Source organism: Halosimplex pelagicum, assembly GCF_013415905.1.
Classification (GTDB): domain Archaea; phylum Halobacteriota; class Halobacteria; order Halobacteriales; family Haloarculaceae; genus Halosimplex; species Halosimplex pelagicum.
Genome location: NZ_CP058909.1, coordinates 1,132,404 through 1,146,930 on the forward strand (window position 1 = coordinate 1,132,404; position 14,527 = coordinate 1,146,930).

Annotated in this window: 13 protein-coding genes; 6 read left to right on the forward strand and 7 right to left on the reverse strand. The window is 67.7% G+C overall.

Annotated elements, in window-relative coordinates:
• Positions 1–459 precede the first annotated feature (459 nt).
• The gene (locus HZS54_RS05830; protein WP_179920996.1) at positions 460–1,869 is read left to right on the forward strand and encodes a sulfatase; all 1,410 of its coding nucleotides are present in this window, start codon (positions 460–462) and stop codon (positions 1,867–1,869) included.
• Between the two features lie 249 nt (positions 1,870–2,118).
• The gene (locus HZS54_RS05835; RefSeq protein ID WP_179920997.1) at positions 2,119–3,636 is read left to right on the forward strand and encodes a flippase; all 1,518 of its coding nucleotides are present in this window, start codon (positions 2,119–2,121) and stop codon (positions 3,634–3,636) included.
• 108 nt (positions 3,637–3,744) lie between these two features.
• On the opposite strand, the gene HZS54_RS05840 is transcribed toward HZS54_RS05835, so the two are convergent.
• The 3 genes from HZS54_RS05840 to HZS54_RS05850 all read right to left on the reverse strand — a co-directional run bounded on the left by HZS54_RS05840 (position 3,745) and on the right by HZS54_RS05850 (position 7,676).
• Positions 3,745–4,914, reverse strand: coding sequence for a glycosyltransferase family 4 protein (locus HZS54_RS05840; protein ID WP_179920998.1), 1,170 nt, complete (start codon positions 4,912–4,914; stop codon positions 3,745–3,747).
• A gap of 223 nt (positions 4,915–5,137) precedes the next feature.
• Positions 5,138–6,220, reverse strand: coding sequence for a DUF1616 domain-containing protein (locus HZS54_RS05845; protein ID WP_179920999.1), 1,083 nt, complete (start codon positions 6,218–6,220; stop codon positions 5,138–5,140).
• Positions 6,221–6,425: 205 nt separating this feature from the next.
• Positions 6,426–7,676, reverse strand: coding sequence for a YyaL domain-containing protein (locus HZS54_RS05850; protein WP_179921000.1), 1,251 nt, complete (start codon positions 7,674–7,676; stop codon positions 6,426–6,428).
• A 209-nt stretch (positions 7,677–7,885) separates the two neighbouring features.
• On the opposite strand from HZS54_RS05850, the gene HZS54_RS05855 reads away from it, so the two are divergent.
• Positions 7,886–9,175, forward strand: coding sequence for a carboxylate--amine ligase (locus tag HZS54_RS05855; protein WP_246391801.1), 1,290 nt, complete (start codon positions 7,886–7,888; stop codon positions 9,173–9,175).
• A 21-nt stretch (positions 9,176–9,196) separates the two neighbouring features.
• Here the strand turns inward: HZS54_RS05855 and HZS54_RS05860 are convergent, their stop codons facing one another.
• From HZS54_RS05860 to HZS54_RS05875, 4 genes are all read right to left on the reverse strand, one after another.
• The gene (locus HZS54_RS05860) at positions 9,197–10,258 is read right to left on the reverse strand and encodes a sugar-transfer associated ATP-grasp domain-containing protein (protein WP_179921001.1); all 1,062 of its coding nucleotides are present in this window, start codon (positions 10,256–10,258) and stop codon (positions 9,197–9,199) included.
• A gap of 159 nt (positions 10,259–10,417) precedes the next feature.
• Entirely contained in the window at positions 10,418–11,317 is a 900-nt protein-coding gene (locus HZS54_RS05865; protein WP_179921002.1) for a polysaccharide deacetylase family protein, read from the reverse strand.
• A gap of 345 nt (positions 11,318–11,662) precedes the next feature.
• A complete protein-coding gene (locus HZS54_RS05870) occupies positions 11,663–12,073 on the reverse strand; it encodes an HVO_A0114 family putative DNA-binding protein (RefSeq protein ID WP_179921003.1) in 411 nt (136 codons plus the stop codon).
• A 25-nt stretch (positions 12,074–12,098) separates the two neighbouring features.
• Entirely contained in the window at positions 12,099–12,395 is a 297-nt protein-coding gene (locus tag HZS54_RS05875) for a toxin-antitoxin system TumE family protein (RefSeq protein WP_179921004.1), read from the reverse strand.
• A gap of 243 nt (positions 12,396–12,638) precedes the next feature.
• Here HZS54_RS05875 and HZS54_RS05880 point away from each other — a divergent pair, with 243 nt between their 5' ends.
• The 3 genes from HZS54_RS05880 (at position 12,639) to glmU (ending at position 14,521) form a co-directional block, all read left to right on the forward strand.
• On the forward strand, positions 12,639–12,914 hold the full coding sequence (locus HZS54_RS05880) for a ribbon-helix-helix domain-containing protein (protein ID WP_179921005.1): 276 nt from the start codon (positions 12,639–12,641) through the stop codon (positions 12,912–12,914).
• The gene (locus HZS54_RS05885; RefSeq protein ID WP_179921006.1) at positions 12,895–13,191 is read left to right on the forward strand and encodes a type II toxin-antitoxin system RelE family toxin; all 297 of its coding nucleotides are present in this window, start codon (positions 12,895–12,897) and stop codon (positions 13,189–13,191) included. Before HZS54_RS05880 ends, HZS54_RS05885 begins: the two co-directional genes overlap by 20 nt.
• Positions 13,192–13,315: 124 nt before the next feature.
• Positions 13,316–14,521, forward strand: a complete 1,206-nt coding sequence (gene glmU / locus HZS54_RS05890; protein ID WP_179921007.1) for a bifunctional sugar-1-phosphate nucleotidylyltransferase/acetyltransferase — start codon at positions 13,316–13,318, stop codon at positions 14,519–14,521.
• Positions 14,522–14,527: the final 6 nt, after the last annotated feature.

Consider the following 14,527-nt stretch of genomic DNA (forward strand, 5'->3'; position numbering starts at 1 on the left):
GTAAGACCTACCTACGCGCAAAAGGATTCTTGCCGCATGGCGGACACTGCGTACCAGTTCAGTGCGACTGCTGGCTAGTTCGATACCTCGTACCCACGGATACGGGCGAGGTTGTTCGAGGATCGATACGGTTACTCCGCGATCGATACTCGCTGCGAGCGTCACCGACGCCGTTCGATGACGGGCCATATGGAGACGTTATCGACGGTAATCGCTCGTTACTACCGAACTGGCCCGGACCGGCGGGGCGGCCGGGCGCGTGATTGTCAGCCGCCGCCGGGCGGTCGGGAACTCGGGCCAGCACCCGAGGCGCTGCCTTCGCAGGCGGTCGGCAGATCGCCGCGGTCCGCCGGGATGCTGTGGGCTCGGCGCGACGGACCGTTACCGCCGCGCGTTCGCGACCGTCGCGCCGCGGAATGTGGCCTGTAACAAAATACGAGACGGGGAAAATCCGGCTCAATGGGACGGAAAAACGTTCTCTGGATAACGCTGGAAAGCACTCGTGCGGACCACACCTCCGTGAACGGATACGACCGGGACACGACGCCGAACCTCCGCCGCATCGCCGAGCGCCCGACAGCTCGGTCGTTCGACCGCTGTTTCTCCCACGGGATCTGGACCCGGTCGGTCAGCGCTTCGATCCTCACGGGGACGTACCCGACCCACCACGGTGCGGGGATGACCAACAAGTCGATCCCCGACTCGCTCGCGACCGTCCCCGAACTCCTCGGGGCGGTCGGGTATCAGACAGTCGGGATCTCCCCGAACGCGAACCTGAGCGAGGCGACCGGTCTCGACCGCGGGTTCGATGACTTCGTCTGGATAGACAAGTCCCGCCTCGTCGAGAACGTCGGCGTCCGAACGCTCGCGAAGTACGCACTGAACCTTAGACGCCACGGCGGCGGCCTGACGCTGGACACGCGAAAACACAATACGGGGTACATGGAGACCGACGTGGCGAAGCGGTGGCTGCGCCACAACGGCGGCGACGACGACCCGTTTTTCATGTACCTCCACTGCGGCGTCCCCCACCACCCGTACTACCCGCCGCGCCCCGATTTACTCGAAGAGGCCGCACGACACGACGTGGACCCGGAGACGGCCGGCGAACTGGCGCTCAGCCACCACGCGGACCTCGACGAGCACGTGGCCAGCGGGCTGCCGTACTCCGGCGAGGAGTGGGAGCTCCTCACTGGCCTGTACGACGCGAGCATCGAGTACGCCGACCGACTGGTCGGCCATCTCGCGTCGTATCTCGAACGGCAGGGACTGACCGACACCGTTCTGGTCGTCACCGCGGACCACGGGGAACTGCTCGGCGAGAAGGGGCTGCTCGGACACAAGGTCGGCGTTCACGACGCGGTCTCGCACGTTCCGATGGTCGTCGACGGGCTCGACGCGGCCCTCGACTACCGCGGCGAGATCGTTCAGCACGTCGACGTGATGGGGACGCTCCTCGACGCCGCCGGTGCGGATACGAGCCAGTTTCAGGGCGTCGACCTCCGAAGCGGCGAGCGGTCCCACGCGGTCATCCAGCGCGGGGGCGAGCGCTGCCGTCGCGTGCTCGACCAGTGTCTCGACCACGACCCCGGCTTCGACGCCGACCGCTACCATCAGTCGACGCTCACCGCTCTCAGGACCCAGTCGTTCAAGTACTTGCACAGCGACGACCGCACGGAGCTGTTCGCCCCTCCGGACGAAGAAACCGATGTCAGCGACGAGTTCCCGGCGGTCGCGGAGGACCTCCAGACGGCGGTCATTACGTTCCTCGACGGCGACGGCGCACCGCTTGACGAGGGCCACGAGGACGACGCCCTCTCTGAAGCCGCGCGCGACCAACTCGCAGACATGGGGTACCTCGTGGAGTGAGCCGGACTGCTGGCGAGAACGGTGAGGCGGCGCCGCGCCCGGTCCGAGCGGACGGCGCGCTCGCCGGAACACCCGCGGAGCGACGCTCCGGGGGTATACGCTCAATAACAAAGCGGATACTGCGGAAACGTGGGATGACTCCGTGATACCGACTGCCCAACCGCCCCGGCGGTCCGCGCCGCCGACGGCGTCTGGCGAGGGGGAGCGACCGCCGAGACAGACCGACGCGTCGCGACCTGTCTGGACGCGATGAGCGCCGACGAGGACCTCTCTCGGCTCCTTTCGAGCGCGGTGCTCGTGTTCGTCGGAATGCTGTTCGGTTCGTTCTCGAAGCTCCTGGAACGCGTCGTCATCGCCAACTGGGTGACCGTGGACGCGTACGGGGAGGTGTCGGTCGCGCTCGCGATCGTGAACATCTCCGTCGCGCTGACCCTCCTCGGGTTCAACCAGGGGATCCCCCGATACGTCTCGCGGTTCGACGACGAGCGGGACCTGCGTGGCGTCTGGCTGTCCGGGTTGCTCGCGGGCGGCGTCATGGCGACCATCGCGGCGCTCCTCCTGTATTTCAACCTCGGCTTCGTGACCGACCGCCTGTTCGAGAGCGCGGGGTCGAAGCGGTTGCTCGCCGTCTTCGCGGTCTGTATCCCGCTGATCGTCGGGTTGCGGGTCGGGGTCGGAGCGATCCGCGGCTTCGAGAACACCGTCTATCGCACCTACGCCCGCGACCTGCTGTACAACGGCCTCCGACTGGCCGTCATGGTCGCGCTGCTCGCGGCCGGATGGGGCGTTATCGCCGCCGGGTACGCCTACCTCGCGGCGGCGGCGGTGTCGTTCGTGGCCGTCCACGTCCTGTTGAACCGGCTGCTCCCGCTGTCGGGCGACTTCCAGCTGCACACGCGGAAGCTCGTCGTCTTCTCGACGCCGCTGGTCGTCTCGACGATCATCTCGATCCTCCTGATGGAGACGGACACCCTGATGCTGGGGTACTTCCGCAGCCCCGAGTCGGTCGCGCTGTACGGCGCGGCGTTCCCGCTCGCGCGCGGGATTCCCGTCGTCATGGGTGCGTTCGGCTACCTGTACTTCCCGTTGGCCTCGCGGCTCGACACCGAGGACGAGCACGAGGAGATCGACGCGGTCTACAAACTGACGACCAAGTGGGGGTTCCTCGCGATGTTCCCGCTCTTTCTCACCTTCTTCGCGTTCCCGGGCGACGTGATCCGTATCGTCTTCGGGTCGGAGTACTCGGGAGCGAAGACCGCCCTGTCGATCCTCGCGACGGGCTTTTTCGCCCGGGGCGCGTTCGGCCGCAACGGCGACACCATCTCCGCGCTCGGTCACCCCAGGTACGTGTTCGTCGCGAACGTCACCGCCTACGTCGTCAACTTCGGGCTGAACCTCGTGTTGATCCCGCGGTTCGGGTTCGTCGGTGCCGCCGTCACCTCCGCGATCGCCTCGGTCGTCCTGAACGGCGTGCTCTACGGAGTCCTCCGGTTGCGGTTCGGGATCTCGCCGTTCTCGCGCTGGACGATCCGGACCTACGCGGTCCTTCTCGGTGGCGTCCTCCCCGGCGTGCTCGCCCTCTCGCGGCACGTCTCGCTGACGCTCGCGACGCTTCCGCTGTTCGCGGTCGGCGTCGGACTCGTCTCGGTCGCCGCGCTGGTCGTTACCGGTTGCCTCCAGCCGGAAGACCGGATCCCGATCCGGCTCGTCGAGTCGAAACTCGGTATCGAGACCTCCATCATCGCCCGCTACGTCCCGGAGTCCTGACGACCGACTGGTCGCCGTTCGCTCGGCCCAGTCGCCGGCCGCTCGGGTCGTCCGCGACCGTCCGGTCCCGGTGTCGCCGTCCGATGACCCCGTTCCCCGGCAGGGGAGCTAGCGCGCGTAGGAGTGGTACGCAGAGACGAGTTCGTCGATCACGCGATCCCAGGAGTAGCGGTCTTCAACGGCGGTCCGGCAGTTGGCGCCCATCGCTCGGCGTCGTTCCGCGTCGGTCGCGAGCGTCTCAAGCGCGTCCGCGAGGCCGGCCACGTCGCCGGGGTCGACCAGCAGGCCGGTGTCCCGGTCAATGACCTCCGGGATCGAGCCGACCGCGGTCGAGACGACCGCGTTCCCGCCGGCCATCCCTTCGAGCATCGCGATCGGGAGCCCCTCGGCGTAGGTCGGTAACACGAAGATCGAGCCCTCGCCGAGCAGCTCCCGCTTGCGCTGCTCTGACACGTAGCCCAGGTAGGACACCTCGTCGTGCTCGGCGGACAGGCGCTCGACCTCGTCGGCCAGCGGACCGTCACCGGCGATCGAGACGCGGATCCCGTCCCGGCGTTCGAGGACTGCTTCGACCGCGCCGACGAGCTCGCTGACCCCCTTCCGCTCGACGAGGTTCGAGACGAACACGACGTGGGGCGTCCCGTCGTCACCGGCCGCGTCGTCGGGGTATTCTTCCGGGTCGACGGCGTTGGGGAGCACCCGGACTTTCCCGCGGTCGGTCCGCCGAGCGACGACGTCGCGCCAGTACTCGGAGAGGACTATCACCTCGTCGGCGGCGGCGAACACGCGGTCCTGGAGGGCCGCGACGGCCCGCGAGTCCGTCGTGACGAACTCGTCGAACGACGACCCGTGGACGTGAACGACGACCGCGCTCCGCCAGATGTACTTCGCGAACAGCACGTAGACGGCAGCCCGGTAGAACGAGAAGCGGTGGGAGGTGTGGACGTGGGTGACGTCCGGCCGCGACCGAAACGGGAACCGGAGCGCCGCGAGCGCGCCGAGCAGGACCCCTTCGAGCGGACGCGTGAAGCCGCTGTCCGTGGGCGGCATCCCCATGTCGTGGGTCGTCACCGAGAGCTCGTCGGGGAGCCGCGCTACCTGGCCGTCGATGTACTGGTGGACGCCGCCGCCCCCGAACGTCCCGACGACGAGCACGCTGAGCCCCGCGACCACGTCGTTGTCGACATCTCGGTCGGGACCGGTTTCGCGGGACTCGGCGTCGCTCCCCGCCCCCGTCGCGGTCGGCGACTCGCTCCCCGCGTCTGCGGACGCGCTCATCGTCCCGGCCGTCCGGTCCGGGACGCTGCGGCCGTCGCGCCTCGGCTCCGAAGCGTCTGGTCCGTCGCCGTTCGGATACCGGCCGTCGCACCCGGCCCCGGGTCGCGTGCGGTATGGTCGCGGTCGGCCGCGTGGGGCCGGGATCGGCCGTCTGTGCGTTCGGTCCGTCGGATCGCTCGGGTCTCCACCATTGCAGGCTCGGCTCGGGCCGTGGCGGTGTTTGTTATGCGTCGCCTTCCCTCGTCGAACTGACGGTGGCGTTGGGCCCCGTCGCGGCTGTCTCTGGCTCGACACCGACCCAGAGGTACGCGTGTTCGGCGGCGGACTCGACGGTGGGTTCGGACGGCGGCGCTCCCTTATAGAGGAGGTAGGTGAGGCGGAGCCGCTCGCCGGTCAGTTCGGGGGTGACCGTGTGAGAGCGGAACCAGCTCTCACCTGCCGGTATCGACCGGTCGAACCGAGCCACCTGCTGCTGGTCGGTGACCGCGAATCCGTCGCCGGACTCGTCGAGTTGCTGCAACCGAGCGACCACCGTGTAGGCGACCGTGCGGCCCTCGCTGTTCTCGACTCCGACGGTCAGCTCCGCCGGTTCACCCCGCGTGAGGTTCTCGGGGTAGTCGCTCGCTGCGTACGACCCGGTCTGGTTCCCGGTCACCACCAGCAGCGTCGTGCTCGTGTCCGCTGAACGCGGGACCACCAGCCCGTAGCTGAACGCCCCGACGGCGAGGACCACTGCGATCGCGAGCGCGACGTTGACCAGCGCGACGCTCGCGGAATCGGCGCCGAACACGCTCTCGCTCGCGGTCTCGACCCACCCTTTCACCGGGACGCGAAACCGGTCCTCGGGCGGCAGCCGCTGGCGGCGCACCGCACCGACGAGGAGCGCGACCGCCGTAACTCCTCCCAGCGCGCCCACGACGGCGTCGAACCCCAAGCCGATCCCGGCCACCCCGAGCGCCACCCCGATCAGTGGGAGGACCGCGATCGAGACGGCGAACGACAGGGCCGCGCGCTCGACGAGCGTGACCCGCGCCGCCGCTCCCTGCCAGTCGAGCACGCTCGACGAGCGCGCGGTTTCGGTCGCGGCATCGCACGCTCGCGGGAACAGCGCGGTGACGACGGCGTACCCGGGGAGCAACAGCAACAGCGGGAGTCCGAGAACGGCGACGAGCGGTTCTGGGGGAGTCGCGAACAGCAACACGCCGACCGTCGCGGCGAGATAGACGAGTTCCAGCGCGACGGCGATGGGGTACCGCTGAGAGTACTCCCCGAACTTTCCGAGCAGAGACGACATCTGTTCTGTCATTGATCGAAACGGCTCCGTCGGGTATCTCCAGCAACCGATAGCCGTTCAATAATTATTTGCCGGATAACCGCCCGCTCGCCCACCCCACGACCGGCTCGGACGCGGTCTATCCGGAGGTTCCGCTTCGCCGCTCGTCCGGCGGAGAGGGTCTCCGCGATGCGGGGTCGGTCGGTCACCCGCGAGGGGCGACCGGTCGCAGCGCGAGTCAGCGGCCGATCCCCGATGGGTCGGTCCCCGCGAGGCGCGCGTCGAGATATTCGCTCATCGCGTAGGCCATCCACGCCTGGCACCACCGCATCAGCACGACCCGCTTGGTGAACCACCGCTCCCCGCGGAAGTAGAAGGCCCCGTCGCCCGCGTAGAGGTTCTCCAAGGTCCACTGGAGGATCCGCCGCGCGAACGCGAGATCGCCCGCGTACGTGAACACGAGGATCCCCTGCGAACTCGCGTGAACGTCGCGTGGGTACCGGGTCTCCTCGTCGAAGTTCGGTGCGCCCGTCGACTCGAACAGCTCGGTCCGGTAGAACTCCAGGGCCGTTTCGAGACACCGGTCGTATCGGTCGTCGCCGGTCACCGCCCGGTACCGCTGGAAGCTCTCGATGATGAACCCGTTGTGGTGGTTGTCCATCGAGAGATGCGACGCCTCCGGCGGGTCACGGTACATCCAACCGCCGCGGTCCGTCTGCAGATCCGCGACGTGGTCAAGCAGCTCGCGCGCGCGGTCGCGAAACCGGTCTTCGTCGAAGTGCGCGTAGAGCTCGGCGAACATCCGCGCGCAGACCGCGCCGGCGTTGATCGTGTAGTAGTCCTCCTCGTGTTTGGTGTGGTAGTCGATCACCGCGCCGCGGTCGTCGCCGACGGGGCGGTAGTTCAGGTTCTCGGTCACGAACGCCGCCGCGCTGCGGACGGTTTCGGCGTAGTCGGCGTCGTAGTCGGCCGCGCGGAGCAGCGCCACGACGCCGAAGGCGGTGTTGATCACGTCCGGCTGGCCGGGCCGTCCTAGACCGTCGAGGTGCTGGATCGGATGCGGGTAGCCGGCGCAGAACCCACCGTACCCTTTCAGGCGGTTGGCGACGAGCCAGTCGGCGAGCGACTGCGCCTCGGCGTCGTAGTCGACGGCGGGCCGCTCGCTCGTCGCGTTGCTGTCGGCGAGGAGCCGAGCGGCCGTCTGGTTCGCCATCGCGAACAGCGCCGCCCCCTGGTAGTTGCGCCGCTGTCGCACCCCGAGTAGCGGGCGCACGTTGACCGGCGACCGCTTGGCAGCCTCCTGAAAGGCGATGTTGAGCCACTTGTGGGAGACCGGTAACGCCTCCAGCAATCGGCTGTCCATCCCGTCGCCGTAGTCCCACCCGGTGTACTCCCGGGTGCGGGCGTAAGCCATGGTCTGCTCGAACCGTTCGAACACGAGTCGGTCGTCGGGCGTGACTTCGCCGCGTGCGTCCAGTAGGTGTGACATTGTGAGGAGATCCCCGTCGTCCGAGGGTGTGACCGCTCCCGCCGACCACCCGGCCGGCGACGGTCCTGTCGGATCGGAGTATCCCGGCAGACACGTTTGAGTATAGGCCGTATACCTCGTTCGAACCCGTATTTAGCGGGTCTCTGCTGGCCGACAGCTCGATCGGTATCGTACGATTACTTATGAGCGCGACCGCGGGAGCCTACGGCATGGCTACAGGGAGCGCGTGCGAGACCGACTGGACGACGCCTGGGTCGGTCCTCATCCCGAGCGGACGGAAAATGAAGAGCTACGCCTGCATGCGGTCGCTCGGCCGGCAGGGGATCCGGACGGTCGTCGCCTCCGAGCACGACCGGATCCCCCACTTCGCCTCGCGGTTCTGCGACGAACGGGTCCGGATCCCGGCGTCGCCGGACGACTTGCTCGCGTACCGGGACGCGCTGCTCGACCTCGCGAAGCGGCCCGACGTGCGGACGATCGTCCCCGTCCGCGAGTGCGACGTATACCTCTTCGCGCGGTACCGCGAGGCGTTCGAGCGGGAGGTCTCGCTCGTTGCGCCCCCGCTGGAGACGCTCGCGAGTGCCCACGACCGACTGCGCCTCGCCGAGGCGGCGGCGGACGCCGGCGTCCCCGTCCCCGAGACCCGACTGCTCTCCGACGTCGAGGAGTGGGACGCGAACGTCGTGATCAAACCGCGATACAACATCCTTACCGACGCGTACCTCGACGACGTTCCGCCCGAGACGGCGCGGGAAGTGAAGAACGTCCGGTTTCTCACCCCGGGCGAGGAGCCCGACACCGCCGAGATCCGCGCGGAGATGGGTCACGACCCCATCGTTCAGACGTTCGTCCCGCAGGCGGAGAAGTTCCTCTACTGCGCGCTGTGGAACGAGGGCGAACCCGTGGCGACGTATCAGCACCGCCAGATACGGCAGAACTCCTGGGTCGGCGGCGGCGGGGTCTACCGGGAGTCGACGCACTCGCAGGCGGTCGAAGACGCCGCGCACGACCTCCTGAGCCACCTCGACTGGCACGGGTTCGCCTGCGTCGAGTACGTTCGCGACGAGCGGACCGGCGAGTGGAAGTTCCTCGAGATCAACCCGCGGGTCTGGCAGTCGATGCCCGAGGCGGTTCGAGCCGGGGCCGACTTCCCGTACTACTACTGGCTCTGTGCGCGCGGTCGCCCGGAGGCGGTCGACCACGACTACGAGACGGGCGTCTCGTCTCACATCGCGTACGGCGAACTCGCCCACCTCAGGAGCGTCCTCGACGACGACTCACCGTTTCTGGACCGTCCGTCGTACGGGGGAACGCTCTGGGAGATCGCGAAGTCCTGCGTGACCGACCCGCGGTTCGACTACATTCGGCTGGACGACCCCGGGCTCTTCCTGAGCGCGCTCCGCGAGACGCTCTCCTCGGGCGTGACCAGCAGCCGGGAGTACAACACCGGTGGCATGCACATCCGCGGGTCGCCGGGCGAGCCGGAACAGTCGGACTGACCTCCGCTCGCCCTCCGGCGGCTACGGGAGGTATCGCGAGACGACGGCCGCGACCGCCGGGTCGTCGAGGAGCGGGCGGTGAACCTGCATCAGGTCCAGGTCCGTCCCCGTGTTCGCTTCGAGCACGACCGGTGTCCCGTCCTCCGAGACCAACACGTCCCACCCGATCATCGGGATGTTCGTGTTTTCCCGGGCGATCCGTTCGACCGTCGCCAGCACGTCGTCCCAGCGGGGAACCGTGACCCCCTCGATCGGCGCGCCGGTGTCCGGGTGTTCGTCGTGCCACTCCAGTTCCCCGGCGGGCGAGAGACAGGCGGCCGCCGTGAGCCGCCCGGTCGTCCGCTCGACCCGTGCGGAGAGGCCCCCCGCCGACCAGTTGTCGACCGGTCTGGACCGGTCCGTGCCGACCCGCTGGACCGCCATCGGCACGAGCAGTTCCCGTCGCCGGTCGTCCCAGAGCGTGAGCACCCGGATCGTGTTCGCCGCCTCCGAGTAGAGCGCGTCGGCGTAGTCGTGCTGGGCGACGTACTCCGTCACCAGGTAGTCCGAGAGTCCGGCAACCCGCTTCCGGACCGTCCCGCGGTCCGCCGGACGCCCGTCGATCGAGTAGCCGTCGTCGCCTTCGAGCACGATCACCTCCTTCCCGCCCAGCCCGCGCAGTTGCTTCAGGACGAGCTTCGACTCCCGCCGGAGCGCCGGGAACACCCACTCCGACACCGGCTTCGACCCGTCGTCGAACTCCGTCCCGGCGACCTCGTGGATGTACCCGCGGTCGACGACGCCGAACGCGGTCGGACGGTGTCGCTCGTGCTCCGAGAGCATCCAGTGCTGGCTGAGCTTGTCGTCGACGAGATAGCGGTGGTCCCCGTTGAGGGCCCGATAGAGTCGGTACCGCTGGAGTTCGCTCAGGTACGCCCTGGGGTCGTACGTCTCGAAGTCGTACAGCACGCCGTTCGGGCTCGTGAACCCGCGTCGCCACAGCGCCGCGCGCTCCGAGAGGGGGAGTTCGACCCGCGTCTTCCATGAGTCCAGCTCCTGCTCGACCAGCCACTTGTAGTCGAACAGCCGGCTGCTCGAAAGCACGTCTAGAGAAGACAGGTAAGCCGACTTCGCCGTGCGATGCAACGGCATGGCGCGGCGTAGTATCCGACACAGCAAAATTAATTGCCGTATTCGAACCCACAGCCGGTCCCTTCGGGCGGTGTCCCAGCCGACGGTGACGACCGCCGCTCGGGACCTCCTTCAGTCATCAGTCGGCTCGACTCGCTCCCGTTCGCCCTCTCCGACGAGCTGCCGCTCGTAGTACGCGCCGGGGGACCCGACCCAGGCGTCCATCTCCTGTGCCGTCTCGATCAGGCGGCGATACAACCGCGTGTGGCCGGGGAACTCCTCCGAGGCGAAGTACCGGGGGTGCCAGAGCACCGTCATCACGGCGTCGTTGCTCGCCGCCTCGTCGAGCAGGTCCGCGCAGACGGCCCACGCCTCGTCGAACGATTCCCCGGGGTCGGGCAGGTCGGTCTCCATGAGCGTCAGCGGGAAGACAGCGAACTCGTCGTCGAACGGTCGCTGCACGTCGTAGCCGTGCTGGAACCCGTAGGTGTCGGCCCCGAGGCTCGCGTCGTAGTCGAGTCCGATCGCCCGGTGGTGGCGCCACGACTCGGGCGGGTCGAGGTTGAGGTAGTGCTGTCGGCCGCCCGTGACCGCCTCGCCGAGCGTTCGCTCGATGCGCTCTTTCTCCTCGGCCAGCCGGTCGCGGTCCGCGTACGAGTCGTAGGAGCCGTGGAGGCCGACCTCCCAGCCGCCGTCGGCGAGTTTCCACATCGTCTCCGCGATCTCCGGCTCGGTGAGGTCGTACCGGAAGAGCAACTGGACCCACTCGTTCCAGTCGCGGAGCTGTGACGCGGATTTCGAGCGCAGTGACGGCTCCGAGAGGAAGTAAAACGCCGACCGCACGCCCAGGTCGTCCTCGATCCGGGCGATCCGGTCGAACTGCCAGTAAGGGTTGGCCTCCGGTCGAAGCGCGGTGAGGTGGCTCGCGTCCCGCTCCAGCGCGGTGTAGAACAGCGAGTGCGCCCAGGTCTTGTAGGGGCGGTCGACGTCGTGCGTGAGACACAGACTGAACTCGTGGTCGCGGTCGTTCATGTGAAACTCCATCCGGGTGGGCTCGTTCGGATCTACCTGTGGACCATGTGTCGGTTAATTATGGACCCCATAGCGGGACCTTCGGACCGTTCCAGCCCATGCTATGGAGTGCCTGTACCGCTCTCTTAGCCTGGTCGGGGGTTCCCTTTCGAGATCCCCGAGTTCGTCGACAGCGAGGTCGAGGACATCGAGGCGATCTACGACCGACCCATCGACTTCGACGTGATCGAGGTGATCCGCGAGCGGACCGAAGTGGGGATGACCGCCCGCGGCCGCTCGGTCGCCGGCGAGACGACGGGCGAGCAGTAGAGTCACCGGGGTCGACGGGCGAATCGCATGTCTCGTTCACGCAGTCGCGGGGTCCGGTCGTTCGTCGTCGACGAGGTCGAGATCGATCTCGAGGCCGTCGTACGGAAACTGCGGCTTCTTGGCGCCCCCGGGTTCGGTGTCCGTCCACTCGATGACGCCGAGTTCGGCCAGTTCACTCAACTGCTGGTGTACCGTCTTGTAATCCCGTCCGACCAGCTCGGCGGCGGCTCGGATACTCGCCGGATCGTGGGTCGCGATGGCTTCGAGTAATTCGATACGCTGTGCGCTCAGTAGGTCGAACAGCTCGCTGTACGACTCGAAGCGCAGTTCGGGCTGCACCTCGTCGAGACCTTCGGGATCGGCCCCCGACTCGATGGCTTCGAGGCGACCGCGCGTTCGATCGGCCAGTTCGTCCACGTTCCCGACCGTGATCTTGAGTTTCGTCATAGATTGCTCCGTTCGATGGCACCCCTCACCGGGGAAGTCCCTCGAGGTCCGCCCGGACTCTTTCGGGGAACTCCTCATACAGCGGCGTCATCCCCGGGAAGTCGACCGACTCGACATCACCTCCAGTGTGTTTTTCGTGGCCCTTCGTATCCCCGTGAGCGTTGTCGTATCGGAGGATCGTCTCTCCGTCGACGGTCCCGTAGTGGAGCGCGTAGCGCCATCCACTGGGATACGCGTCGTCGTCGGTAGTACCGATCGTCACGTCTACTACCTTGTCGTCCTCTGTGTACGACCAGTCGTCGACCGGGTGGTAGGGTGCCATCCCTGCCTATGGCTTCGTCGCCATAGGTTAACAATATCCGGGACCGCAAGTATCTCTCGCGTGGTTCCTGCATCAACGTGTCTACCGACGCAGAGGCCGTAGCGATCGAGGTAGTCCGCGAGCGGACCGAGGTGGAGATGACCGCTCGCGGCCGGTCGGTCGCCGGCGAGACGATGGGCGAGCAGTAGGGACTACACCGAGGGACAGTACTGTTTTGTGTGTGCGCGCCCGACGTACAGGCGTATGTCGAAAACTGATTCGGACGGAAACGATCCCGAAATCGACCGGATCAACCTCCGGATTGCCCGGTCGTTCCTCGATGTGGTCGACGAGACATGGCGCGAGCGTGGCTTTAACAGCCGAAGCGAGTTTATCCGATACGCACTCCGTGACTCCGTGAATCATCCCGAAGGCGCGGGCGTCTGGAAGGATCTGGCGATTAGCGAAGCGCAGTTCGACGAGGACGAGGGGATTTCGAGCGACGAGATGCGAGAAAAGTATGGGACAGACGCGGAGTGACGACGAGTGGAACTGGGAGTTTTCTCCGCGCGGAGAGTCCCAGTTTGCACAGATAGACCCGTCCACGCAGGACAGGATTATGGACAAGCTCGACGAGGTGGTTTCGTCCGAGTGGCGCGACCCGAGCGATTTTCTCGAACCGCTAACGGGGTCGCCCTATCAGAAACTTCGTGTCGGTGGATATCGAGTCGGCTGTCGACTGCACCACCAGACGAAGACTCTCCGCGTCGAGAGCGTTCGGAAGCGCGAGGGCGCATACAACGGCGATGACGACTGAAGGGGTCGGTTACGGTAACCCCGACTCGCCGATCGGTCGATTCTGAACGAAACGGCCGCGCCAAACCACGCGCGTCAGATCCGCCGCCCAGAAAGTTGAAAGTGGGCGACCACGACCACTACGTATGAGCATCGATACGGCGGTGGTCCTCGCGGCGGGTGAGGGGACGCGGCTGCGGCCGCTGACCCGCAACCGGCCCAAGCCGATGTTGCCGGCGGCCAACCGGCCGATCCTGGAGTACGTCTTCGACGCGCTGGTCGCGGCGGACGTGCGGCGGATCGTGGTCGTGGTGGGGTACAAGCGCGGGCGGGTGCAGGACCACTTCGGGCCGACCTACGACGGGGTCGACTTGGAGTACGTCACCCAGCACAAGCAGCTCGGCAGCGGGCACGCCCTCCTGCAGGCCCGCGAGGCCGTCGACGGACCGGCGCTGGTCGTCAACGGCGACCGCGTCATCGACGCCAACATCGTCGGCGACGTGGTCCGGGAGTTCGAGGCCAGCGGCGAGCCGTCGATGGCCGTCCTCGAACGGCCCGAGACCAGCCAGTACGGCGCAGTTGTCCTCCACGAGGGCGACGTGGCCGAACTCGTCGAGAAGCCCGAGACCGACGAGTACCGGCTGATCAACGCCGGCGTCTACGCCTTCGAGTCCTCGGTGTTCGACGCCATCGACGCGACCGACCGCTCGGACGGCGAACTCGCGCTGACCGACACGATCGGCCGGCTGATGGACGACGGCCGGGTCCGCGGCGTTCGGACCGAGGGGATGTGGGTCGACGCGACCTACCCATGGGACCTGCTGACCGTCGCCGACGAGGTGCTCGCGCGCGGCCACGTCGACGAACCCGCTCGCAACGGTACCGGCCGGAGCGCCGACGTGTGGGTCGACCCCGCCGCGAACGTCCACGACGCCGCCGTCCTGCAGGGGCCGGTCGTCGTCGGCCCCGACTGCGAGGTCGGCCCCGGCGCGGTGGTCGGCCCCAACGCGGCGCTGGGCCAGAACGTCACCGTGGGCGCGAACGCGACGGTGCGCAGTTCCGTCCTCGACACCGACACCCGCGTCGAGTCGGGGTCGACGCTCATCGACGCCGTCACCGGCCAGGACGTGACCCTCGGCGCCGGGACGGTCGTTCCCGGCGGGTTGGCCGACGTGCGCGTCGGCCGCGAGGTGTTCCGGGACCAGCGCCTCGGCGCCGTCGTCGCCGACCGCGTGACCGCCGAGGGCGACGCGAGCTTCTCGCCGGGCACGCTCGTCGGCCCCGGCGCCCACATCGGGACCAGCGTCCGCGCGAGCGGGCGCATCGCCGGCGGCGCCGAGGTGGTTCGATGAGCGGTT

Bases quoted from the DNA above. Each gene is read 5' to 3' on its own strand.
- HZS54_RS05840 (WP_179920998.1), bottom strand. From the start codon at position 4,914: ATGAGCGCGTCCGCAGACGCGGGGAGCGAGTCGCCGACCGCGACGGGG.
- HZS54_RS05875 (WP_179921004.1), bottom strand. From the start codon at position 12,395: ATGGCACCCTACCACCCGGTCGACGACTGGTCGTACACAGAGGACGAC.
- HZS54_RS05845 (WP_179920999.1), bottom strand. From the start codon at position 6,220: ATGACAGAACAGATGTCGTCTCTGCTCGGAAAGTTCGGGGAGTACTCT.
- HZS54_RS05865 (WP_179921002.1), bottom strand. From the start codon at position 11,317: ATGAACGACCGCGACCACGAGTTCAGTCTGTGTCTCACGCACGACGTC.
- HZS54_RS05850 (WP_179921000.1), bottom strand. From the start codon at position 7,676: ATGTCACACCTACTGGACGCACGCGGCGAAGTCACGCCCGACGACCGA.
- glmU (WP_179921007.1), top strand. From the start codon at position 13,316: ATGAGCATCGATACGGCGGTGGTCCTCGCGGCGGGTGAGGGGACGCGG.
- HZS54_RS05880 (WP_179921005.1), top strand. From the start codon at position 12,639: ATGTCGAAAACTGATTCGGACGGAAACGATCCCGAAATCGACCGGATC.
- HZS54_RS05855 (WP_246391801.1), top strand. From the start codon at position 7,886: ATGGCTACAGGGAGCGCGTGCGAGACCGACTGGACGACGCCTGGGTCG.
- HZS54_RS05835 (WP_179920997.1), top strand. From the start codon at position 2,119: ATGAGCGCCGACGAGGACCTCTCTCGGCTCCTTTCGAGCGCGGTGCTC.
- HZS54_RS05885 (WP_179921006.1), top strand. From the start codon at position 12,895: ATGGGACAGACGCGGAGTGACGACGAGTGGAACTGGGAGTTTTCTCCG.
- HZS54_RS05830 (WP_179920996.1), top strand. From the start codon at position 460: ATGGGACGGAAAAACGTTCTCTGGATAACGCTGGAAAGCACTCGTGCG.
- HZS54_RS05870 (WP_179921003.1), bottom strand. From the start codon at position 12,073: ATGACGAAACTCAAGATCACGGTCGGGAACGTGGACGAACTGGCCGAT.